General features: G+C 59.0%; 16 protein-coding genes. 7 read left to right on the top strand and 9 right to left on the bottom strand.

Annotated elements, in window-relative coordinates; genetic code table 11:
* The first annotated feature begins 134 nt into the window (after nucleotides 1–134).
* Nucleotides 135–1,058 carry an EamA family transporter gene (locus MWU49_RS06635; protein ID WP_246969717.1) on the top strand — a complete coding sequence of 308 codons (924 nt, stop codon included), beginning with the start codon at nucleotides 135–137 and terminating at the stop codon, nucleotides 1,056–1,058.
* Between the two features lie 37 nt (nucleotides 1,059–1,095).
* Here the strand turns inward: MWU49_RS06635 and MWU49_RS06630 are convergent, their stop codons facing one another.
* The 9 genes from MWU49_RS06630 to MWU49_RS06590 all read right to left on the bottom strand — a co-directional run bounded on the left by MWU49_RS06630 (nucleotide 1,096) and on the right by MWU49_RS06590 (nucleotide 12,970).
* On the bottom strand, nucleotides 1,096–2,613 hold the full coding sequence (locus MWU49_RS06630) for a SpoVR family protein (RefSeq protein ID WP_246969714.1): 1,518 nt from the start codon (nucleotides 2,611–2,613) through the stop codon (nucleotides 1,096–1,098).
* Nucleotides 2,613–3,893: a YeaH/YhbH family protein gene (locus tag MWU49_RS06625; protein ID WP_246969711.1), complete on the bottom strand. Its 1,281-nt coding sequence runs from the start codon at nucleotides 3,891–3,893 to the stop codon at nucleotides 2,613–2,615. The genes MWU49_RS06630 and MWU49_RS06625 overlap by 1 nt, the downstream gene beginning before the upstream one ends.
* 173 nt (nucleotides 3,894–4,066) lie before the next feature.
* Nucleotides 4,067–5,989 carry a PrkA family serine protein kinase gene (locus MWU49_RS06620; RefSeq protein WP_246969708.1) on the bottom strand — a complete coding sequence of 641 codons (1,923 nt, stop codon included), beginning with the start codon at nucleotides 5,987–5,989 and terminating at the stop codon, nucleotides 4,067–4,069.
* Between the two features lie 274 nt (nucleotides 5,990–6,263).
* Entirely contained in the window at nucleotides 6,264–7,070 is an 807-nt protein-coding gene (locus MWU49_RS06615) for a symmetrical bis(5'-nucleosyl)-tetraphosphatase (RefSeq protein ID WP_246969705.1), read from the bottom strand.
* A gap of 60 nt (nucleotides 7,071–7,130) precedes the next feature.
* Nucleotides 7,131–7,517, bottom strand: coding sequence for a Co2+/Mg2+ efflux protein ApaG (gene apaG, locus MWU49_RS06610; RefSeq protein ID WP_246969703.1), 387 nt, complete (start codon nucleotides 7,515–7,517; stop codon nucleotides 7,131–7,133).
* Nucleotides 7,518–7,536: 19 nt separating this feature from the next.
* Nucleotides 7,537–8,334: a 16S rRNA (adenine(1518)-N(6)/adenine(1519)-N(6))-dimethyltransferase RsmA gene (gene rsmA / locus MWU49_RS06605; protein ID WP_246969701.1), complete on the bottom strand. Its 798-nt coding sequence runs from the start codon at nucleotides 8,332–8,334 to the stop codon at nucleotides 7,537–7,539.
* A gap of 1 nt (nucleotide 8,335) precedes the next feature.
* Complete coding sequence (pdxA, locus tag MWU49_RS06600) at nucleotides 8,336–9,331, bottom strand: 4-hydroxythreonine-4-phosphate dehydrogenase PdxA (protein ID WP_246969699.1); 996 nt, start codon at nucleotides 9,329–9,331, stop codon at nucleotides 8,336–8,338.
* 44 nt (nucleotides 9,332–9,375) lie between these two features.
* Nucleotides 9,376–10,698, bottom strand: coding sequence for a peptidylprolyl isomerase (locus MWU49_RS06595; protein WP_246969697.1), 1,323 nt, complete (start codon nucleotides 10,696–10,698; stop codon nucleotides 9,376–9,378).
* Entirely contained in the window at nucleotides 10,691–12,970 is a 2,280-nt protein-coding gene (locus tag MWU49_RS06590; RefSeq protein WP_246969695.1) for an LPS-assembly protein LptD, read from the bottom strand. The genes MWU49_RS06595 and MWU49_RS06590 overlap by 8 nt, the downstream gene beginning before the upstream one ends.
* Before the next feature lie 90 nt (nucleotides 12,971–13,060).
* On the opposite strand from MWU49_RS06590, the gene MWU49_RS06585 reads away from it, so the two are divergent.
* The 6 genes from MWU49_RS06585 (at nucleotide 13,061) to MWU49_RS06560 (ending at nucleotide 17,559) form a co-directional block, all read left to right on the top strand.
* A complete protein-coding gene (locus MWU49_RS06585; protein ID WP_246969693.1) occupies nucleotides 13,061–14,059 on the top strand; it encodes a phosphotransferase in 999 nt (332 codons plus the stop codon).
* Nucleotides 14,056–14,721, top strand: a complete 666-nt coding sequence (murU, locus tag MWU49_RS06580; protein WP_246969690.1) for an N-acetylmuramate alpha-1-phosphate uridylyltransferase MurU — start codon at nucleotides 14,056–14,058, stop codon at nucleotides 14,719–14,721. The genes MWU49_RS06585 and murU overlap by 4 nt, the downstream gene beginning before the upstream one ends.
* A 153-nt stretch (nucleotides 14,722–14,874) precedes the next feature.
* Nucleotides 14,875–15,552, top strand: a complete 678-nt coding sequence (gene rpe, locus MWU49_RS06575; protein WP_246969686.1) for a ribulose-phosphate 3-epimerase — start codon at nucleotides 14,875–14,877, stop codon at nucleotides 15,550–15,552.
* Between the two features lie 217 nt (nucleotides 15,553–15,769).
* The gene (locus MWU49_RS06570; protein WP_246969683.1) at nucleotides 15,770–16,297 is read left to right on the top strand and encodes an NlpC/P60 family protein; all 528 of its coding nucleotides are present in this window, start codon (nucleotides 15,770–15,772) and stop codon (nucleotides 16,295–16,297) included.
* Nucleotides 16,298–16,489: 192 nt separating this feature from the next.
* On the top strand, nucleotides 16,490–16,945 hold the full coding sequence (locus tag MWU49_RS06565; RefSeq protein WP_246969680.1) for a DUF2846 domain-containing protein: 456 nt from the start codon (nucleotides 16,490–16,492) through the stop codon (nucleotides 16,943–16,945).
* Between the two features lie 152 nt (nucleotides 16,946–17,097).
* Entirely contained in the window at nucleotides 17,098–17,559 is a 462-nt protein-coding gene (locus MWU49_RS06560; protein WP_246969677.1) for an Imm26 family immunity protein, read from the top strand.
* Nucleotides 17,560–17,711: the final 152 nt, after the last annotated feature.

The raw sequence follows: 17,711 nt of genomic DNA, 5'->3' as shown, positions 1-17,711 counted from the left end.
CACGAGACAGGTTTTCAGCTTTGATATTTCTTTCGCCGCGCACAAGCGTAGAGCGCGGCTCCCACGAGGGGAGTTCAAGGCAGAACCTAACCGTGCTGCAGCTTGCAGCTTGTAGCTCATACAAGGAGAACGAAATGCCAACCCTGGCAGCGTATTTGATCGTGGTGGCGGTGTGGGCGACTACCCCGCTGGGGATTAAATGGAGTGGTGAGGCCATGGCGCCGCTGGCGGCGGCCGGTGTGCGTATGGGTATCGCTGCGCTGCTGGGTCTCATGTGGCTGCGATGGAAACGTCAGGCGCTGCCACTGCATCGCCAGGCCCGGATCAGTTATCTGGCGGCGTTGCCGGGGATCTTCGGGGCCATGGGCTGCAGCTATGTGGCCTCCAGCTACCTGCCTTCCGGTCTGATCTCAGTGATCTTTGGTCTGGCGCCGTTGTTGTCGGGATTGATGATGCAGTTCCTGCCGGGCAGTGTGCGACTCAACAGCTGGCACTGGGGCGCCTGTATCATGGGTCTGTTCGGTCTGATGCTGGTGTTTGATGACAGTCTGTCGGTGTTGTTTGCTGGCGGAGACATGGGCGATCGGGGTATTGGCGTGCTGTGGATGCTCACGGCGGTCACCCTGTTTTCCGGCAGTGGCATTGCGGTGCAGCGGGTCGGCGCCGGGCTCAAGCCCATGCAGCAGACCGTGGGCGGGCTGCTGCTGTCGTTGCCCTTTTATGGTCTGGCGATTGCGCTGACAGGGCAGTCGCTGACCTGGAACGGCGACGTGCGTGGCCTGTCGGCGATCGTCTATCTGGCGGTGTTTGGTTCTCTGCTGGGGTTCTACAGCTACTTCCAGATTCTGGCGCGACTGCCGGCGGCCACGGTGGCGCTGGTGACCCTGATCACCCCGGTACTGGCGCTGACGCTGGGCAGTCTTTTCAACGCGGAAAGGCTGGGCGGCATGGTGCTGGCCGGCGCGCTGCTGATTGTGGTGGCGCTGGGGCTGTTCATGCTCGGTGATCATCAGGTGCGTCGTACCCTGAAGGTAATCCCGAAGGGCGAGGCTGCCTGACGCCACTGGCGGAGATCCCCTGTCGGGGATTTCCGCCCTACATGACGGTGATGGGTTCCGGAGAAGGTGGCATGGAATAGCGACTCACAACGCTGCCGTTTTCCACGCTTTCCAGGTGCACATCGAATTGCCACAGACGATGCAGGTGTCGCAGTACTTCATTGGTGCTGTGGTCATCCAGCGGTCGGCCGTCGCTGCGTTGATGACGCAGGGTCAGGGCGCGATCACCATGGATGTTGGCGCTGACGATCTGGATGTTCGGTTCCTGAATGCTCAGGTTGTACTGCTCGGCCAGTGATTCCCGTACCCGACGGTAACCCTGCTCATTGTGAATGGCGCCCACTTCCACATAGTCCTTGCGGTCATCATCACTGATCTGGAACAGCTTGAACTGGCGGATCATCTTCGGTGACAGGAACTGCTGGATAAAGCTTTCATCCTTGAAGCTCTGCATGGCGAACTTCACCGTCTCCAGCCAGTCACTGCCGGCAATCTCCGGGAACCACTCGCGGTCTTCATCGTCCGGGTTTTCGCAGATGCGACGAATATCCTGGAACATGTTGAAGCCGATCGCATAGGGGTTCATGCCGCTGTAGAAAGAGGCATCGAAGGGAGGCTGGTAGATCACCTGGCTGTGGCTCTGCAGGAATTCCAGCATGAAGCCATCGGTGACCTTGCCTTCGTCATACAGCGAATTGATCAGGGTGTAGTGCCACAGACAGGCCCAGCCTTCATTCATTACCTTGGTCTGCCGTTGCGGATAGAAGTACTGTGCCATCTTGCGCACGATGCGGATGATTTCCCGCTGCCAAGGCTGCAGCAGCGGAGCATTCTTCTCGAGAAAATAGAGCAGGTTCTCCTGGGGCTCCGCCGGGAAAGTGGACGGGGCTTCGCGGGTCTTGATGGCCGGCTGCAGCTCAGGGAAGGTACGCCACAGTTCTGACACCTGCTTTTGCAGGATGTCTTCGCGCTCCCGTTGCCGTTTCCGTTCTTCCACAATGGAAATCGGGGAGGGCCGTTTGTAGCGGTCCACGCCGTAGTTCATCAGCGCATGGCAGGAATCCAGGGTTTCCTCTACCGCGGTGACGCCATGGCGTTGTTCGCATTCGGCAATATAGTTACGGGCAAACACCAGATAGTCGATGATGGAGGAGGCATCGGTCCAGGTCTGGAACAGGTAGTTGCCCTTGAAGAAAGAGTTGTGGCCATAGCAGGCATGGGCGATCACCAGGGCCTGCATGGTGATGCTGTTTTCTTCCATCAGGTAGGCAATGCAGGGATCCGAGTTGATCACGATCTCGTAGGCCAGCCCCATCTGCCCGCGGCGATAGCGGCCTTCCACCTCCACGAACTGCTTGCCGAACGACCAGTGGTTGTAGCCCACCGGCATGCCTACCGACGAGTAGGCATCCATCATCTGCTCGGACGAGATCACCTCGATCTGGTTGGGATAGGTATCCAGTCCGAACTTGTTGTGGGCCAGATCGGCAATGGCGGCATCGTAATCTGCCAGCAGTTCGAAGTTCCAGTCTGAGCCTTCGGATAGATAGGCCATCAGCTTTCCATCCTCTTTTTGAATAGTTGCCGGAACACCGGGTAAATTTCGCCCGGTTCGTCTATCTGGGCCATGGAAAACGCCGCCGGGTGGCGCGCCATGATCGTTTCATACTGATCCCACAGTGCCTGGTGGGCACGGGGCATCACTTCCACATAGGAGAAGTATTGCAGCTTCGGCAGCAACTCTTCTTCAATCAGTTTGGCGCAGGCCGGGGAGTCATCGTTCCAGTTATCGCCATCGGACGCCTGGGCCGCGTAGATATTCCACTGATCCACCGGGTAGCGTTCATTGATGATGTCCCGGGTCAGCTTCAGGGCACTGGAGACGATGGTGCCGCCGGTTTCCCGGGAATAGAAAAACTCCTCCTCGGTGACTTCCTTGGCGCTGGTGTGGTGGCGGATAAACACCACTTCAATCTGGTCGTAGTTGCGTTGCAGGAACAGATACAGCAGCAGGAAGAAGCGTTTGGCCAGGTCCTTCATGTTCTGGTTCATGGAACCGGATACATCCATGATGCAGAACATCACCGCCCGGCTTACCGGCACCGGTTCCTTGATGTGATGGTTGAAACGCAGATCCAGGGTGTCCAGATAGGGAATGCGATCAACACGGCGCTCCAGTTTCTGGATCTGTTCATCCAGTTCCTGCAGGCGGGCCTGCCGTTGCGGCGACTGGTCTTCTTTCAGTAGCGCTTCTCGCTCGTTCTTGAGGTCGCGAATACGCTTGCGGGTGGCCGCAGTCAGAGCGCGACGGCGCATGGACGCCTGGCGCATGGAGCGGACGATATTGATCTTGGCGGGCATGCCCTGGCTGACAATGCCGCCGTGGCGGGTCTTGAAGACCTGGGCGCCTTCCAGGTGGCGTTTGACCAGATTGGGAAGCTCCAGGTCCTCAAACAGAAAGTTGAGGAACTCCTGCTTGTCGATCTGAAACGCAAACTCGTCCTGGCCCTCGCCGGAGTCGCTGGCGTCGCCATCGCCGGAGCCCTGACCACCACCGCCTTCCGGGCGCTTGAAGCGGTCGCCCTGGTTGAACTCCTTGTTACCGGGGTGAACGATGCTGCGCTGGCCGCCCTGGCCATGATGGAAAACCGGCTCGGAGAGGTCTTTCTGGGGAATGCTGATCCGCTCGCCCTGTTCCATATCCTTGATGGAACGGCGATTGACTGCATCGTTGACGGCCTCACGAATATGTTTACGGTAACGCCGTAAAAACCGCTGCCGATTGACGGTGCTCTTGTGCTTGTCATTCAGGCGGCGATCAATAATGTAGCTCATGGGCTTCCTCCGGAAGCGGCAACACGCTTCACGCAACAGGCAACAACGCGGGATCGGATAAAGCGGGTTTGGGTGTTCTCGCCGCGATTACGTTTGGGCGCGGAGAGAACAATGCATAACGCTAAACCCCTGATGCCGTGTTGTTGCGTGCAGCGTGTTGCATGTTGCGTCTCCTACTGTGCCTTTCTCACCCGCAGATACCATTCCGACAACAGCCGTACCTGCTTTTCGGTATAGCCACGGGACACCATGCGCTGCACGAAGTTGTTGTGCTTGCGCTGATCGTCTTCGCTGCCTTTGGCGTTGAAGGATATGACCGGGAGGAGATCTTCGGTGTTGGAGAACATCTTCTTCTCGATCACATCGCGCAGCTTCTGGTAACTGAGCCAGGTCGGGTTCTTGCCGTGGTTGTTGGCCCGGGCGCGCAGCACAAAGTTGACCACCTCGTTGCGGAAGTCTTTCGGGTTGGAAATACCCGCCGGTTTTTCGATCTTTTCCAGATCCTCGTTGAGCGCCTGGCGATCGAAAATCTCGCCGGTATCCGGATCGCGGAATTCCTGATCCTGAATCCAGAAATCGGCGTAGGTCACATAGCGGTCGAAAATGTTCTGGCCATACTCGGAATAGGATTCCAGGTACGCGGTCTGGATTTCCTTGCCGATGAATTCCACGTAGCGGGGAACCAGATATTCCTTGATGAAGCGGCGGTACTGGTCGGTGAGCTCCTGGGGATACTGCTCCTGCTCAATGCGCTGCTCCAGCACATGAATCAGGTGCACCGGGTTGGCAGCCACTTCAGTGTGATCGTAGTTGAACACCTTGGAGAGGATCTTGAAGGCGAAGCGGGTAGAGAGTCCGTTCATGCCTTCGTCCACGCCGGCCATATCGCGATATTCCTGCATGGACTTGGCGTGGGGATCCACATCTTTCAGGTTCTCGCCGTCGTACACCCGCATCTTGGAATAGATGCTGGAATTTTCCGGCTCTTTCAGGCGCGTGAGAATGGAGAACTGCGCCAGCATGTGCAGGGTGTCCGGAGCGCATTGCGCTTCGCGCAGGCTGGAATTGCGCAGCAGCTTGTCGTAGATCTGCACTTCCTCGGTGACGCGCAGACAGTAGGGCACCTTGACGATATAGACCCGGTCAATAAAGGCTTCATTGTTCTTGTTGTTGCGGAAAGTGTGCCATTCCGCTTCGTTGGAGTGGGCCAGCACGATGCCGTCATAGGGGATCGCGCCCAGATGCTCTGTGCCGTTGTAGTTGCCTTCCTGGGTGGCGGTCAGCAGGGGGTGAAGTACCTTGATGGGCGCCTTGAACATTTCCACGAATTCGAGGATGCCCTGGTTGGCCCGGCACAGGCCGCCGGAGTAGGCATAGGCATCCGGATCATCCTGGGCGAAGTCTTCCAGTTTGCGGATATCCACCTTGCCCACCAGTGCGGAAATATCCTGGTTGTTTTCATCGCCGGGCTCGGTCTTGGCCACGGCAATCTGGTCCAGGATGGAGGGGTAGCGTTTCACCACCCGGAACTGGCTAAGGTCACCACCGAATTCATTCAGTCGCTTCACCGCCCAGGGCGACATGATGGTGCGAATGTAACGACGGGGAATGCCGTATTCCTCTTCCAGAATCGGGCCGTCTTCTTCCGGGTCGAACAGGGACAGGGGGGAGTCGTTTACCGGTGAACCCTTGATGGCATAGAAGGGCACCTTCTGCATTAACGCCTTGAGCTTTTCTGCCAGGGAGGACTTGCCACCACCAACGGGGCCGAGCAGGTAGAGAATCTGTTTCTTTTCTTCCAGCCCCTGGGCGGCGTGGCGGAAGTAACTGACGATGTTTTCGATGACTTCTTCGAGGCCGTAAAACTCATCGAAGGCGGGGTAGCGACGGATCACCTTGTTGGAAAAGATGCGTGACATGCGCGGGTCTTGCGAGGTGTCGACCATTTCCGGTTCGCCAATGGCCATCAACATGCGCTCGGGTGCGGTGGCGTAGGCGCTGGGGTCGCGTTTGCACAGATCCAGGTACTCCTCCAGCGACATTTCTTCCTGCTGCGTCGCATCGAAACGGTCCTGGTAGTGGCGGATAATGCTCATGCCGGCTTCCTCCTGCGGAACCAAAATTGTCACAACAAAACTACATTCAGGGTGATTCCTTGTTAGTGAAAAAAACGTGCAAATGAATGAGGGAAAGGGCGTCGTTGTTTATCGCTTTCAACGTCACCGTACTGCTTTAGGATGTAACCAAACAACAGAACAAGTCAAAGGGAAGCGAAATTATTTTCGCAAAAAAAAGGATGAAGTGTAGGGATGCCGCGCCAGACGTTGAATTGGCTTCGCGCTGGCGCTTGAGGGGAAAGAAAAACCGTTGCTAGCAGTCGCAGGAGGTGCGTGCCAGATCATCCAGTCGCAATGCCGTGAGGCTGCCGCCCCAGACACAGCCGGTATCCAGTGCCTCTACCTTGCCGACCCCGGTATGGCCTTCCAGTGCGGCCCAATGGCCAAACAGCAGGCGTTGGCTGGTCTCCCGGCGCTGTGGATGCAGGAACCAGGGCATGAATCCGCTGGGCGGGGCATCGGCTTCCCCCTTGGTGGTGAGATCCAGCTCGCCGGCCTGATTCACAAAGCGCATGCGGGTGAAGTGATTGGTGATTACCCGCCAGCGATCCGGGCCCTGCAGGTCTTCATTCCAGCCCGCCGGCTGATTGCCGTACATGTGGGCAAAGAAGTCGCCGCAGCGCTGGTCTTTCAGCACGGTCTCTACTTCCCGGGCGCGGCTGCGGGCCTGGTCCAGGCTCCACAGGGGCGGAATGCCCGCATGGGTGAGGGTGGCCTCATGCTCAGGGATATCGATGAGCAGCGGGCAATGCTGTAGCCAGCCCAGCAACGCCGTGCGATCGGAGGCATCCAGGATCTCAGCCAGGGTGTCCTTGCGCTTGCTTCTGGTGGCACCGTGAGCCACTGCCAGCAAATGCAGGTCGTGGTTGCCCAATACGCAGTGCACATTGTCACGCAGCTGAAACACCCGTCGCAGTGTGCCCAGCGAATCCGGCCCCCGATTGATCAGGTCCCCGGCCAGAAACAGCCGGTCCTTGTCCGGATTGAAGCGGATCTTTTCCAGCAGGCAATCAAACGCCTCCAGGCACCCCTGCAGATCCCCAATAGCGTAATCGCTCACTCTAGCGCTCCAGCGGGCACGGCCAGGCGTCGAGCATCAGGCATCAGGCGTCCAGCGTTATCAATGCAATGCATGCGGTACCGCGAGGGTGAAGGTGGGGATTTCGGCATCAAAGTGTATGCCATCTTCGCCGATCATCTGGTAACTGCCGCGCATACTGCCCACTTCGGTTTCCAGAATGGCGCCGCTGGTGTACTCGAAGCTCTGGCCCGGGGCAATGTGCGGCTGCTCGCCGATGACGCCTTCGCCGTGTACCTCCTGCACCCGCTCCTTGCCATCGGTGATGACCCAGTGGCGGGTGAGCAGGCGGGCGCTGACACTGCCCTCGTTACGGATGGTGATGTGGTAGGCAAACACCCAGCGATCACTTGCCGGATCGCTTTGATTGGCAAGGTATTCGGTGGCCACGGTGACCCGGATATTGTGGTGTGGGTCGGGAGTGGTCATGGCTGGGAAATCTCCTGCTTCAGGATGAAGTGTCGGTGTCGGGGCGGCTGATGTTGGCCAGGGCCACGTAGTCCGCCACGCTGAGCTGGTCCGGGCGTAATCCGGCATCAATGCCGGCCTGCTCGAACTGCTCCAGAGTCACAAAGGATTTTAAACTATTGCGGATCGCCTTGCGTCGCTGGGTGAAGGCCTGGGCCACCAGGCGGCGCAGGTGATCTTCGTCCTCCGCCGGGTGGGGCGGGGAGGCATGGGGAATCAGGCGCACCACGGCGGAATCCACCTTGGGCGGCGGGCTGAAGGCCCCCGGGGGCACGAAGAACAGGTAATCCGCCTGGCAGTGGTACTGGACCATGATCGACAGACGTCCCCAGTCCCGGGTGCCGGGGCTGGCGGTAAGGCGATCCACCACTTCCTTCTGCAGCATGAAGGTCATGTCGCTGATGGCATCTGACTGGTCGAGCAGGTGGAAGATCAGCGGGGTGGAAATGTTATAGGGCAGATTGCCGATCACCCGCAGCGGCTTGTCTGACGGCTTGAGGGTGCGGAAATCAAACTTCAGGGCGTCGGACTCGTGAATGGTCAGCCGGTCAGGGGTGTTTTCCTGGCGCAGCAGCGCGATCAGGTCGCGGTCCAGTTCCACCACGTGCAGGTGCGGAATCTCTTCCAGCAGCGGGTAAGTCAGGGCGCCACGGCCGGGGCCGATTTCCACCAGGGTGTCACCCTGCTGCAGGCCCAGCGTGCGGATCATGCGGTCGACCAGGTTGCGGTCATGCAGGAAATGCTGGCCAAAGCGTTTGCGGGTGCGGTGTTCTGTCATGTCATGCGTCCTCAAGGGCGGCCAGATTCAGTGCCAGCCGGGTGGCGGCCACCAGGCTGCCGGACTTGGCCTTGCCGGTGCCAGCCAGCTCAAAGGCGGTGCCGTGATCCACGGAGGTGCGGATAAAGGGCAGCCCCAGGGTGATATTGATGGCCTCGCCAAAGCCGGCGTACTTGAGCACAGGGAGCCCCTGGTCATGGTACATGGCCAGCACCGCATCATGTTGTTCCAGCAAATGGGGCTGGAAGGCAGTGTCGGCGGGGAGCGGGCCGGTGATATCAAAGCCCTGATCCCGCAATTGTTGCAGGGTGGGAATGATCACATCCAACTCTTCCCGGCCCAGATGACCGCCTTCGCCAGCGTGGGGGTTGAGTCCCAGCACCATGATGCGCGGCACCGAAATGCGGTACTTGTCTACCAGGTCGTCGCGGAGAATGGTAAGGGTGCGAATGAGGCTGTCAGGGGTGATGGCTGCCGGCACCTGGCTCAAGGGCAGGTGGGTGGTGGCCAGGGCTACCCGCAATTCCCTGGCGGTGAGCATCATTACCACCCGGTCAACGCCGGCCTGCTCGGCGAGAAATTCGGTATGCCCGGTGAAGTCCGGGTAGCCGCCATCGCAAATGATGTTCTTGGCCACCGGTGCGGTAACCATGGCGGAAAAGGTGCCATCCATGCAGCCCCGGGCGGCCCGGGTGAGCATCTCGATGGTGCCGGATGCGGTGGCCGGATCCGCTTGCCCGGCAGTTACCGCCGCGCCGGCAGGGGTATGCCACACGGAGACGAAATCCGGGGTCAGTGGATCGCGAATGGCGGGCTCGCCGGGCTGCCAGTCCCACAGCCGTGGCGTCATGCCAAGCTGGTGAGCACGCTGCTCCAGCACCTCACGGTCGCCAATCACCACCAGTGGCTTGCCGGGAAACAGCGCCGGCAACGCCAGCGCCAGATCCGGCCCAATACCGGCAGGGTCACCACAGGTAACGGCAACAGGGGAAGGCATGGCCATTTACCCGCGTGTTGCGTGTTGCGTGCTGCGTGCCAGCGTCATAATCTCACATCCACATAGGATTCGCTGCGCTGCTCCTGCACCCAGGTTTCCAGCTCTTCCTCAAAACGGCGTTTCTGCAGGGCCTGGGTGGCCTGCATACGGCGGAATTCCTCGCTCATGTCGGCATCGCGTACGGCGTCCAGGCGCAGGAAATGCCAGCCAAACTGGGTTTCGAACACCGGGGACAGCTCACCCTGTGGGGTGTTCAGCATCATCTGTTCGAATTCCGGCACCATTTCGCCCAGGCTGACCCAGCCCAGTTCGCCGCCATTGCGGGCGCTGCCAGGATCGTCCGAGTATTCCGCCGCAACAGTGGCAAATTCTGCCCCGTTGGCAATGCGGTCATGCAGGCGGCTGGCCTGCTCCCGGGCCTGCTCGCTGTTGGTCAGGGCGTCGGTCTTGATGAGGATATGGCGCACCTGGTACTGGGTGACGACCTTCTCGGCGCCACCACGGCGATCAAGCATCTTCAGGAGGTGAAAGCCCGCCCCGGAGCGGATCGGGGCAGACACTTCCCCTTTCTCCATGCCCAGGGCGGCTTCGGCAAACAGTGAAGGCCACTGCTCGGCCGGGCGCCAGCCCAGATCGCCGCCTTCCAGTGCCTTGGGGCCGTCGGAATTGGATACCGCCAGCTGGGCAAAGTCTTCACCCTGCTTGAGCCGCTGCGCGATGTCTTCAACCTTGCTGGTGGCAGCTTGCACGTCTTCCGGGGTGGCGCCGGAGGGCAGCCGCACCAGGATATGGCCGAGGTGGAAATCCTCCTCGAACATCTTCTTGCCCATCTCCGATTCCAGAAAACGGTCCACTTCGCGGTCGGTCACGCGGATACGTGAGGCCACAGTGCGCTGCTGCAGACGGGAAATGATCATGTCCTCGCGGATCTGCTCGCGGAACTGGGGCCAGTTATAGCCGTCCTGTTGCAGGGCGGCAGCGAAATCTTCCAGGGTCATGTTGTTCTGACGGGCAATGCCGGCCATGGCCTGGTTGAGAGAGGCTTCGTCCACCTTGATGCCGGCGCGGTCGGCCAGCTGCAGCTGCACCCGCTCCAGAATCATGCGATCCAGCACCTGCTCACGCATGATCGCCGGCGGCGGCAGCGGCTGGCCGTTTTCCTGGAACTGCATGGCAATCAGGTTGATGCGCTCATCCAGCTCACTGGCCATGATGGCGCCATCATTCACCACCGCCACAATCCGGTCCAGCATCTCCACCTTGGCCTGGCCCAGCAGCGGCAGGCACAGGGCAGCAATCATCAACAGTCCCCGCAGGGGGCGTGCGTGTTGCGTGCTGCGTGAAGCGTGCAGCGTTCCGTTATTCATACTCTCTCCTGTATCCCGGGATGCTGCGTTCCAGCAGGGAATCCACCTGCCCGCCAAAGCCACCCAGGCCAATCATCTGAATCTGGAACCAGATCGTGCTGTCGCCTTCCAGATCGCCGTCACCGTCTTCATCGGTGAGCTCACGCTGGCTGAGCAGACGCAGCTTCCAGCAGCAGTTGCGGTATTCGGCACCTGCCATGGTTTCCAGTGTGCGTTTGTTTTCCAGGTCATACATCCAGCGGCCGACCACACGCCAGTGGCGGTGCACCGGCAAGATGGCGCTGATTTCCGATTCCTGGATGTCGTCGGCGGGGCGGTCGTGGTAGCCCACATTGAATACCCGCCGCTCGCGGTCGTTGTAGCCAATCTGGAAGTTGGAGCGCTCACGCTCGTTGGCTTCCAGATCCCACTGTGCTTCTGTGTAGAGGTACCAATCGCTGGCAAAGTTCCATCGCGCGTCGCCCACCAGCGGGGTCTGGTCGTCGGTGGGGTCTTCCAGGGGCTCGTCGGTGATCACCTTGCGATCGTCGAAGTAGAAGCCCTGGGCCATGCGCAGGCGCAGCTGCTCGCGGCCGGAGGCATCATGCAGGAAGCGGCTGGTCAGACCCAGCGCCAGCTTTTCCTCGTCGCCGATACGGTCATAACCGATAAAACGGTTTTCCCGGAACAGGGTGTTGTAGGAGAAGGTCAGGTCCCTGCTGTCGAAGTTCGGCAGGGTGCTCTGGTCTTCATAGGCCACCTTGTTGAAGAACAGGCGCGGTTCCAGGGTCTGGGTGTAGCTGGTGCCAAACCAGTTGCTGGGGCGCTCGAAGATCAGCCCGGAATCCACACTGGCGCCCCAGGTGGTCATCTCTGGCATATCGTCATCGGTGGCGTCCACGTTATCGAGCTGGTAACGGGTGTGGTACACCCGCCCGCGGGGCTCCAGATAGCTCCAGCTGTTCTGCAGCCGCAGGCTCAGGGCCGGGGCGGCATGGCCGCGCAGGCCGGTGGCCTTGCCGCTGTCGTCGGAGCTGCTGCGCTCGAAGGCGGTAAAGTCGGACAGCCACAGTCCTTTCAGGGGGCCGATCAGGGTCGGGTCGCCGGACAGCTGCAGCTGTGGCAGACGGCGGTAGGGCAGGTCTTCATCGGCCAGGGTCGGGTCGATGGTCTGCCAGGACTGCATCCGCCCCAGCATGTCCCAGGTGCGGCCGTAGTAGCGGGCTTCCGCCAGCCGCGGCAGGTGGGTCTGGGAGCTGATTTCCAGGCCGGTGTCCAGATCCTTGAAGTAGAAGTCATCGGACACGTAATTGAAATCGGTACTCAGATTCCAGCGACCCACGCTACCGTTGTGGTTCCAGCGGCCCACCTGGCGGTCCTCGTCATCGAACTTGCGGTCGTTGAACAGGATACCGTAGCTCAGGTCACCGGAGCCCAATGGCGTCAGATAACGGAATTCCGTGTCCACACCACTGCCGCGGCCGTCGATGTAGCGCGGTGCCAGGGTGGCATCCATCTGTGGATGGATGTTGATGTAGATCGGCTGGGAAATATCCAGACCATTGTCATCGCCGATGGCAATGGTGGGGAACAGCAGGCCGGTCTTGCGGCGATCATCAATGGGGAAGGTAATCCAGGGCAGCCAGAACACGGGGGTGCTCTTCACCTTGAGGACCACGTTCTCCGCCTCGCCCCAACCCTTGTCGCGGTCCAGGAAGATGCGCTTGCCATGCAGGGACCAGCCATTGGAACCCGGCGCACAGGTGGTATAGGAGCCGTTGGTGATGGTGGTGGTATTGCCCTGGATGGTGATGTAGTCGGCGCTGCCCCGGGAGGAAATATCGAACAGGGAGTAGCGTACCCCCTGCAGGCTGCCTTCCCGGCGGCGGGTCTGGCCGCTCATGCTGTCGGCAATAAAGGTGGCCTGGTCGCTTTCCAGGCGCATGCCACTCTCCAGCTCGTATTTCCCGGTAGACTGGTCCAGCCGGGCGCTGTCGGTGGTAATCCGGCGGCCGGGCTGCTCGATCAGGACGTCGCCATCCAGCGAGATCAGGCCGTCCTGGGTTAGAGATGAATGATCGGCGGTCACTACGGTGTCGCTGCCTTCCACGGGCAGGCCCACGCTGGGGTTGTAGTACATGCCGCCACACCAGTCGGGCACAACGCGTTGCTGCACCGGCGGGAACGTGGCCATTTCGTCGCGGTCTACCCAATTCAGGTCGTTATCCGCGGCACTGGCCCCGGCCAGCATCAGCAGGGCGGGAAATAGAATTCGTTGTGTGGGCAGTGGCATCAGCTGCTCAGAACAGGTAAAAAGGCCGTTTTGCACAGTCGCGGGTAACCCGCGCTGTAAATGCGGCAGTGTAATGGAACAAGGAAGGCAATGCAGCCTGATAAAAGTAATTCTCACGTAGATCTGCGTAAGCAGGCATTGGACAAGTGGGTGAGCGCTCACCTTGGTGCTACCCTTGAGGGCGTGCCGGCCTCCGCCGACGCCAGTTTTCGCCGCTATTTTCGCTATGAACACGCCGGGCAGACCCTGGTGGCCATGGATGCTCCCCCGGAGCAGGAAGATTGCCGTCCCTTTATTGATGTGGCCGGGCGCCTGAAAGACGCCGGTGTGCATGTGCCCGATATCCTTCTGCAGGATCTGGCCCAGGGCTTCCTGTTACTGTCGGACATGGGCACCCAGACCTGGCTGAAGGCGCTCAATGAGACCAATGCCGACAACTGGTACGCCGCCGCCATCGATACCCTGATCACCATGCAGCTGCACACCCGTACGGAAGGCCTGCCGGAATACGACGAGGCCTTGCTGCAGCGTGAGCTGGAGCTGTTCCCCCAGTGGTACCTGTTCCGCCACCGCGACATGGTGATCACTGGCGAGCTACGCCAGCGTCTGGACAAGGTGTTCGACCTGCTCATGGATGCGGCACTGGCCCAGCCCAAGGTGTTCGTACACCGCGACTACATGCCCCGCAACCTGATGGTCTCCGAGCCCAACCCGGGCGTCATCGACTTCCAGGATGCGGTGGCCGGGCCGATCACCTATGACGTGATCAGTCTGTTCAAGGATGCCTTCCTGAGCTGGCCGGATGAGCGCGTGCAGGGCTGGCTGCGCCAGTACCACCAGAAAGCCCTCACCGCCGGCCTGCCGGTGCCGGACGCCTTCGATGACTTCCTGCGTGATTGCGACCTGATGGGCGCCCAACGCCACATCAAGGTCATCGGTATCTTTGCCCGCATCTGTCACCGCGATGGCAAGCCCGCTTACCTGGGCGATGTGCCTCGCTTCTTCGCCTACCTGCGTACCGTGATTGCCCGTCGCCCGGAGCTATCCGACCTGCAGTGGGTGCTGGACCAGATCGAGGACAACGAGTGAAGGCCATGATCCTGGCGGCCGGCTACGGCAAACGCATGAGGCCGCTCACCGATCACACCCCCAAGCCGCTGTTGCAGGCGGGGGGCAAGGCACTGATCGAATACCACATCGAGAAACTGCGCGATGCCGGTATCGAATCGCTGGTGATCAACAGTGGCTGGCTGGGCGACAAGCTGGCCGAGGCCCTGGGCGACGGCAGCCGCTACGGCATTCCTATCGCCTGGTCCCACGAAGGCACACCGCTGGAAACCGCGGGCGGCATCAAGCGCGCGCTGCCGCTGCTGGGGGATGAGCCCTTCCTGCTGGTTAACGGCGATATCTGGACCGATTTCGATTTCCAGCCGTTGCTGGCGGAGCGTCCCGATCCGGTCCATCTGGTGCTGGTGGATAACCCCGAGCATCACCCCACGGGCGATTTCCATCTGACAGAAGGGGGCCGCTTGCGCGATAATGCCGAGCCCAGACACACCTACGCTGGCATCGGCCGCTTTGATCCGGCCCTGTTTGCCGCGCTGCCGGAAGGCGAAGCCAAGCTGGCCCCGCTGCTGCGTGCTGCTATGGCGGAAGACGCCGCCAGCGGCGAGCACCACCCCGGCCAGTGGTGGGACATCGGCACTCCGGAACGTCTGGACGAACTGGATCGGCTACTGACCCAACGCTGAGAACAAAATTTGTAGGAGCGGTGGTTCCACCGCGATGAATCGAAAGTGACGAGTTGCGAGTCACGAGTGTCGAAAGGCCAAACCGGCGCTTTTGATCTTGCCTTTCGCAACTCGAAACTCGTCACTCGCCACTGGCTTTACCGAGGAATACTCATGCCCAAGCAGGATTACCTGATCGCCCCTTCCATTCTGGCCGCCAACTTCGCTCGTCTGGGCGAAGAGTGCGATAACGTACTGGCCGCCGGGGCAGACGTGATCCACTTCGACGTGATGGACAACCACTACGTGCCCAACCTCACCATCGGCCCCATGGTGTGCAAAGCCCTGCGCGACCACGGCATCACCGCCCCCATCGACGTGCACCTGATGGTCAGCCCGGTGGACGACCTGATCGGCATGTTCGCCGAAGCCGGTGCCAGCTACATCACCTTCCACCCGGAAGCCAGCCAGCACGTGGACCGCTCCCTGCAGCTGATCAAGAGCCACGGCTGCAAAGCCGGTCTGGTGCTCAACCCGGCCACCCGCCCGGACTGCCTGGAATACGTGATGGACAAGCTGGACATGATTCTGCTGATGAGCGTGAACCCCGGCTTTGGTGGCCAGAAGTTCATCCCGTCCACCCTCGACAAGACCCGCGCCGTGCGCCAGATGATCGACGCCAGCGGCTACGACATCCGCCTGGAAGTGGACGGCGGCGTCTCTGAAAAGAACATCCGCGAAGTGGCCGCCGCCGGCGCCGACACCTTCGTGGCCGGCTCTGCCATCTTCGGCAAAGACGACTACGCCACCGTCATCCAGCAAATGCGCGAAGAACTCGCCCAGGCGAAATAGCTGCAAGCTTCAAGCCTCAAGCTACAAGCTACAAAAGACCGCAGCTTCTCAGGTGCGGTCTTTTTTATGAGCGCTTCAGCGCGGAGCTGGGCGGGTAGATCGTTGGCGATGCCATGGGCCCCGTGTTGCAGCTTGTAGCTTGAGGCTTGCAGCTACTCTCGGAACCATCCCCGTCGATTGTTGCCAGACACAACAAGTCAGCAATCACCAACTCCCCATGCCCTTTAAACCGTTCTTCCACTCAAAGCATGCCGCAGCGATGCTCCTCTGCATTGCGTTAAGCGCCTGCGCCACAAAACCCGCACCCCCCATCCAGGAATCCCAACCCCCAAACGACGACAACACCACCGCCGAACTTCTCACCTCCGACAACCTCCTCCTCAACAGCCTCCTCGCCCAAAAAGAAGACTGGCAAGGCGTCCCCTACCGCTACGGCGGCCTCAGCACCAAAGGCGTGGACTGCTCCGGATTCGTCTACCTTACTTTCCTCTCGCAACTAAACATGCAAGTGCCCCGCACCACGGCAGAATTATTAAAAGAAGGCGAACACGTCGCCCGCAACCAACTGGCCGTAGGCGACCTGGTGTTCTTCCGCCTCGCCCGCGGTAATCGGCATGTGGGAATTTATCTGGGCGACGAGGCGTTTCTGCATGCCTCGGTGAGTAATGGCGTTATGCAGTCATCGTTGGGGAATCCGTATTGGCGGAAGCGGTATTGGCAGGCGAGACGGTTGGTGGGTCGGTAGATATCTAAGTCGGCTTTATCTGTAAGCAAGCTGGGCTTGTAGGATATAGCTTACATAAATTTGTAAGTGGTTGAGTTAGGGTTGGTTTTTGAAGTGGGGCTCGAATTCATATCAGAGATGCATTGCGCAAGGATTGACCTTGGTCTCTCATTTTCGAGTTGTTAGTCGGGGATATATTTTAAAAGGTAGCTTATGAAACTGGTTTTAAAAACAGCCATCATCGCGTTATCAATGTCATTTTTGGGGGGCTGTACTATCGCCACGCCAGTTGTGTCCAGCGGGAAATACGAGGGGCTGAATAATGATGACCCTGCCATGAGCAAAATCTATGTATATAGAGAGCAGGCGATCGCAGGAGGTGCCAATCAATATGATGTGATGGTAAATGGTGTCCTGTCCGGGTCATTACCTAACGGTTCATTCTTCGAGACCGAGGTTGAGCCTGGTGATACCAGGGTGGAACCAAGAACATTGACCTCCTTTGGGTTTGGTAAAGGTGTTTCCAGCATGACCGAGCCCGGTGGGCTTTATTGTTTCAAGCTAACGTTAAACTTTTGTCTTCAGTGTAAAAGCGCTGATATAGATGAAATCGATACTGAGCAATGCGAAAACGAGATGCAGGGCCTTAAAAAAGTTGAGCTGAAGTGAATGATCGGATAAAGGCTTTCAGTCTTGCATCGTGAGTTTTAATGCAGCATTGAGGGCCTGATCCTCCGCCTTCGGTTCTGGAGATGACTGGCTATTGGGTGCTATCGGAGATCGGCAGGCGGCTAGTTGATTAAGGGTTTTTATATTCTGTTATGAATAAATTGATAGGGTCAGTGGTTGAAATTCCTGTGGCCAAGGGTTTTGCTTATGCAATCTGTACGCATAAACATCCGTCCTATCAATATCTGCTTAGAGTGTTCTCGTCCACCTATTCTTCTAGGCCTGATGACTTGAGTGAGCTTGTAAGTGGAGATGTGCAGTTCTCGGCGTTCTTTTCTTTGAACGCAGCCGTGAGGCGAAAGATATTTGATATTGTAGGAAAGGTTGAGGTGCCTGAAGTTTTGAGGGAGTTTCCAATTTTCAGGACAGGGATGCCAGATAGAGACACAAAGAAAGTGAAATGCTGGTTTTTGTGGGATGGAGAGAGCTTCACTAAAGTAGGTGCTATCTCAGAAGAGATCAGAAAATACCCGATAAGAGGTGTCTATGATCAAGCTATTCTGGTTTCCAGAATAGAAAGTGGATACAGGCCGGAAAATGATCCAGCAAACTAAGCAATCGTTCCGTGAAGACTCGAAGCTTTACCGGTTCGTAGGTGTAGGATAAAAAAATCTTTCACCTTTATCGCATTTCGACGGCTGGCGGGAATTAGAAAATCTGATCACAGATTCGCAAATTCGTTAGCGCGAAATATCCAGGAATCCTT

The sequence above is a fragment of the Alcanivorax sp. S6407 genome, from assembly GCF_023016115.1.
In the GTDB taxonomy this organism is placed as follows: domain Bacteria; phylum Pseudomonadota; class Gammaproteobacteria; order Pseudomonadales; family Alcanivoracaceae; genus Alcanivorax.
This window is presented reverse-complemented; position numbering and strand designations above follow the sequence as displayed.

Coding starts and splice junctions, on each gene's coding strand:
- MWU49_RS06635 (WP_246969717.1), top strand. CDS start 135: ATGCCAACCCTGGCAGCGTATTTGATCGTGGTGGCGGTGTGGGCGACT.
- MWU49_RS06630 (WP_246969714.1), bottom strand. CDS start 2,613: ATGGCCTATCTATCCGAAGGCTCAGACTGGAACTTCGAACTGCTGGCA.
- MWU49_RS06625 (WP_246969711.1), bottom strand. CDS start 3,893: ATGAGCTACATTATTGATCGCCGCCTGAATGACAAGCACAAGAGCACC.
- MWU49_RS06620 (WP_246969708.1), bottom strand. CDS start 5,989: ATGAGCATTATCCGCCACTACCAGGACCGTTTCGATGCGACGCAGCAG.
- apaG (WP_246969703.1), bottom strand. CDS start 7,517: ATGACCACTCCCGACCCACACCACAATATCCGGGTCACCGTGGCCACC.
- rsmA (WP_246969701.1), bottom strand. CDS start 8,334: ATGACAGAACACCGCACCCGCAAACGCTTTGGCCAGCATTTCCTGCAT.
- pdxA (WP_246969699.1), bottom strand. CDS start 9,331: ATGCCTTCCCCTGTTGCCGTTACCTGTGGTGACCCTGCCGGTATTGGG.
- MWU49_RS06595 (WP_246969697.1), bottom strand. CDS start 10,698: ATGAATAACGGAACGCTGCACGCTTCACGCAGCACGCAACACGCACGC.
- MWU49_RS06590 (WP_246969695.1), bottom strand. CDS start 12,970: ATGCCACTGCCCACACAACGAATTCTATTTCCCGCCCTGCTGATGCTG.
- MWU49_RS06585 (WP_246969693.1), top strand. CDS start 13,061: ATGCAGCCTGATAAAAGTAATTCTCACGTAGATCTGCGTAAGCAGGCA.
- rpe (WP_246969686.1), top strand. CDS start 14,875: ATGCCCAAGCAGGATTACCTGATCGCCCCTTCCATTCTGGCCGCCAAC.
- MWU49_RS06570 (WP_246969683.1), top strand. CDS start 15,770: ATGCCCTTTAAACCGTTCTTCCACTCAAAGCATGCCGCAGCGATGCTC.
- MWU49_RS06565 (WP_246969680.1), top strand. CDS start 16,490: ATGAAACTGGTTTTAAAAACAGCCATCATCGCGTTATCAATGTCATTT.
- MWU49_RS06560 (WP_246969677.1), top strand. CDS start 17,098: ATGAATAAATTGATAGGGTCAGTGGTTGAAATTCCTGTGGCCAAGGGT.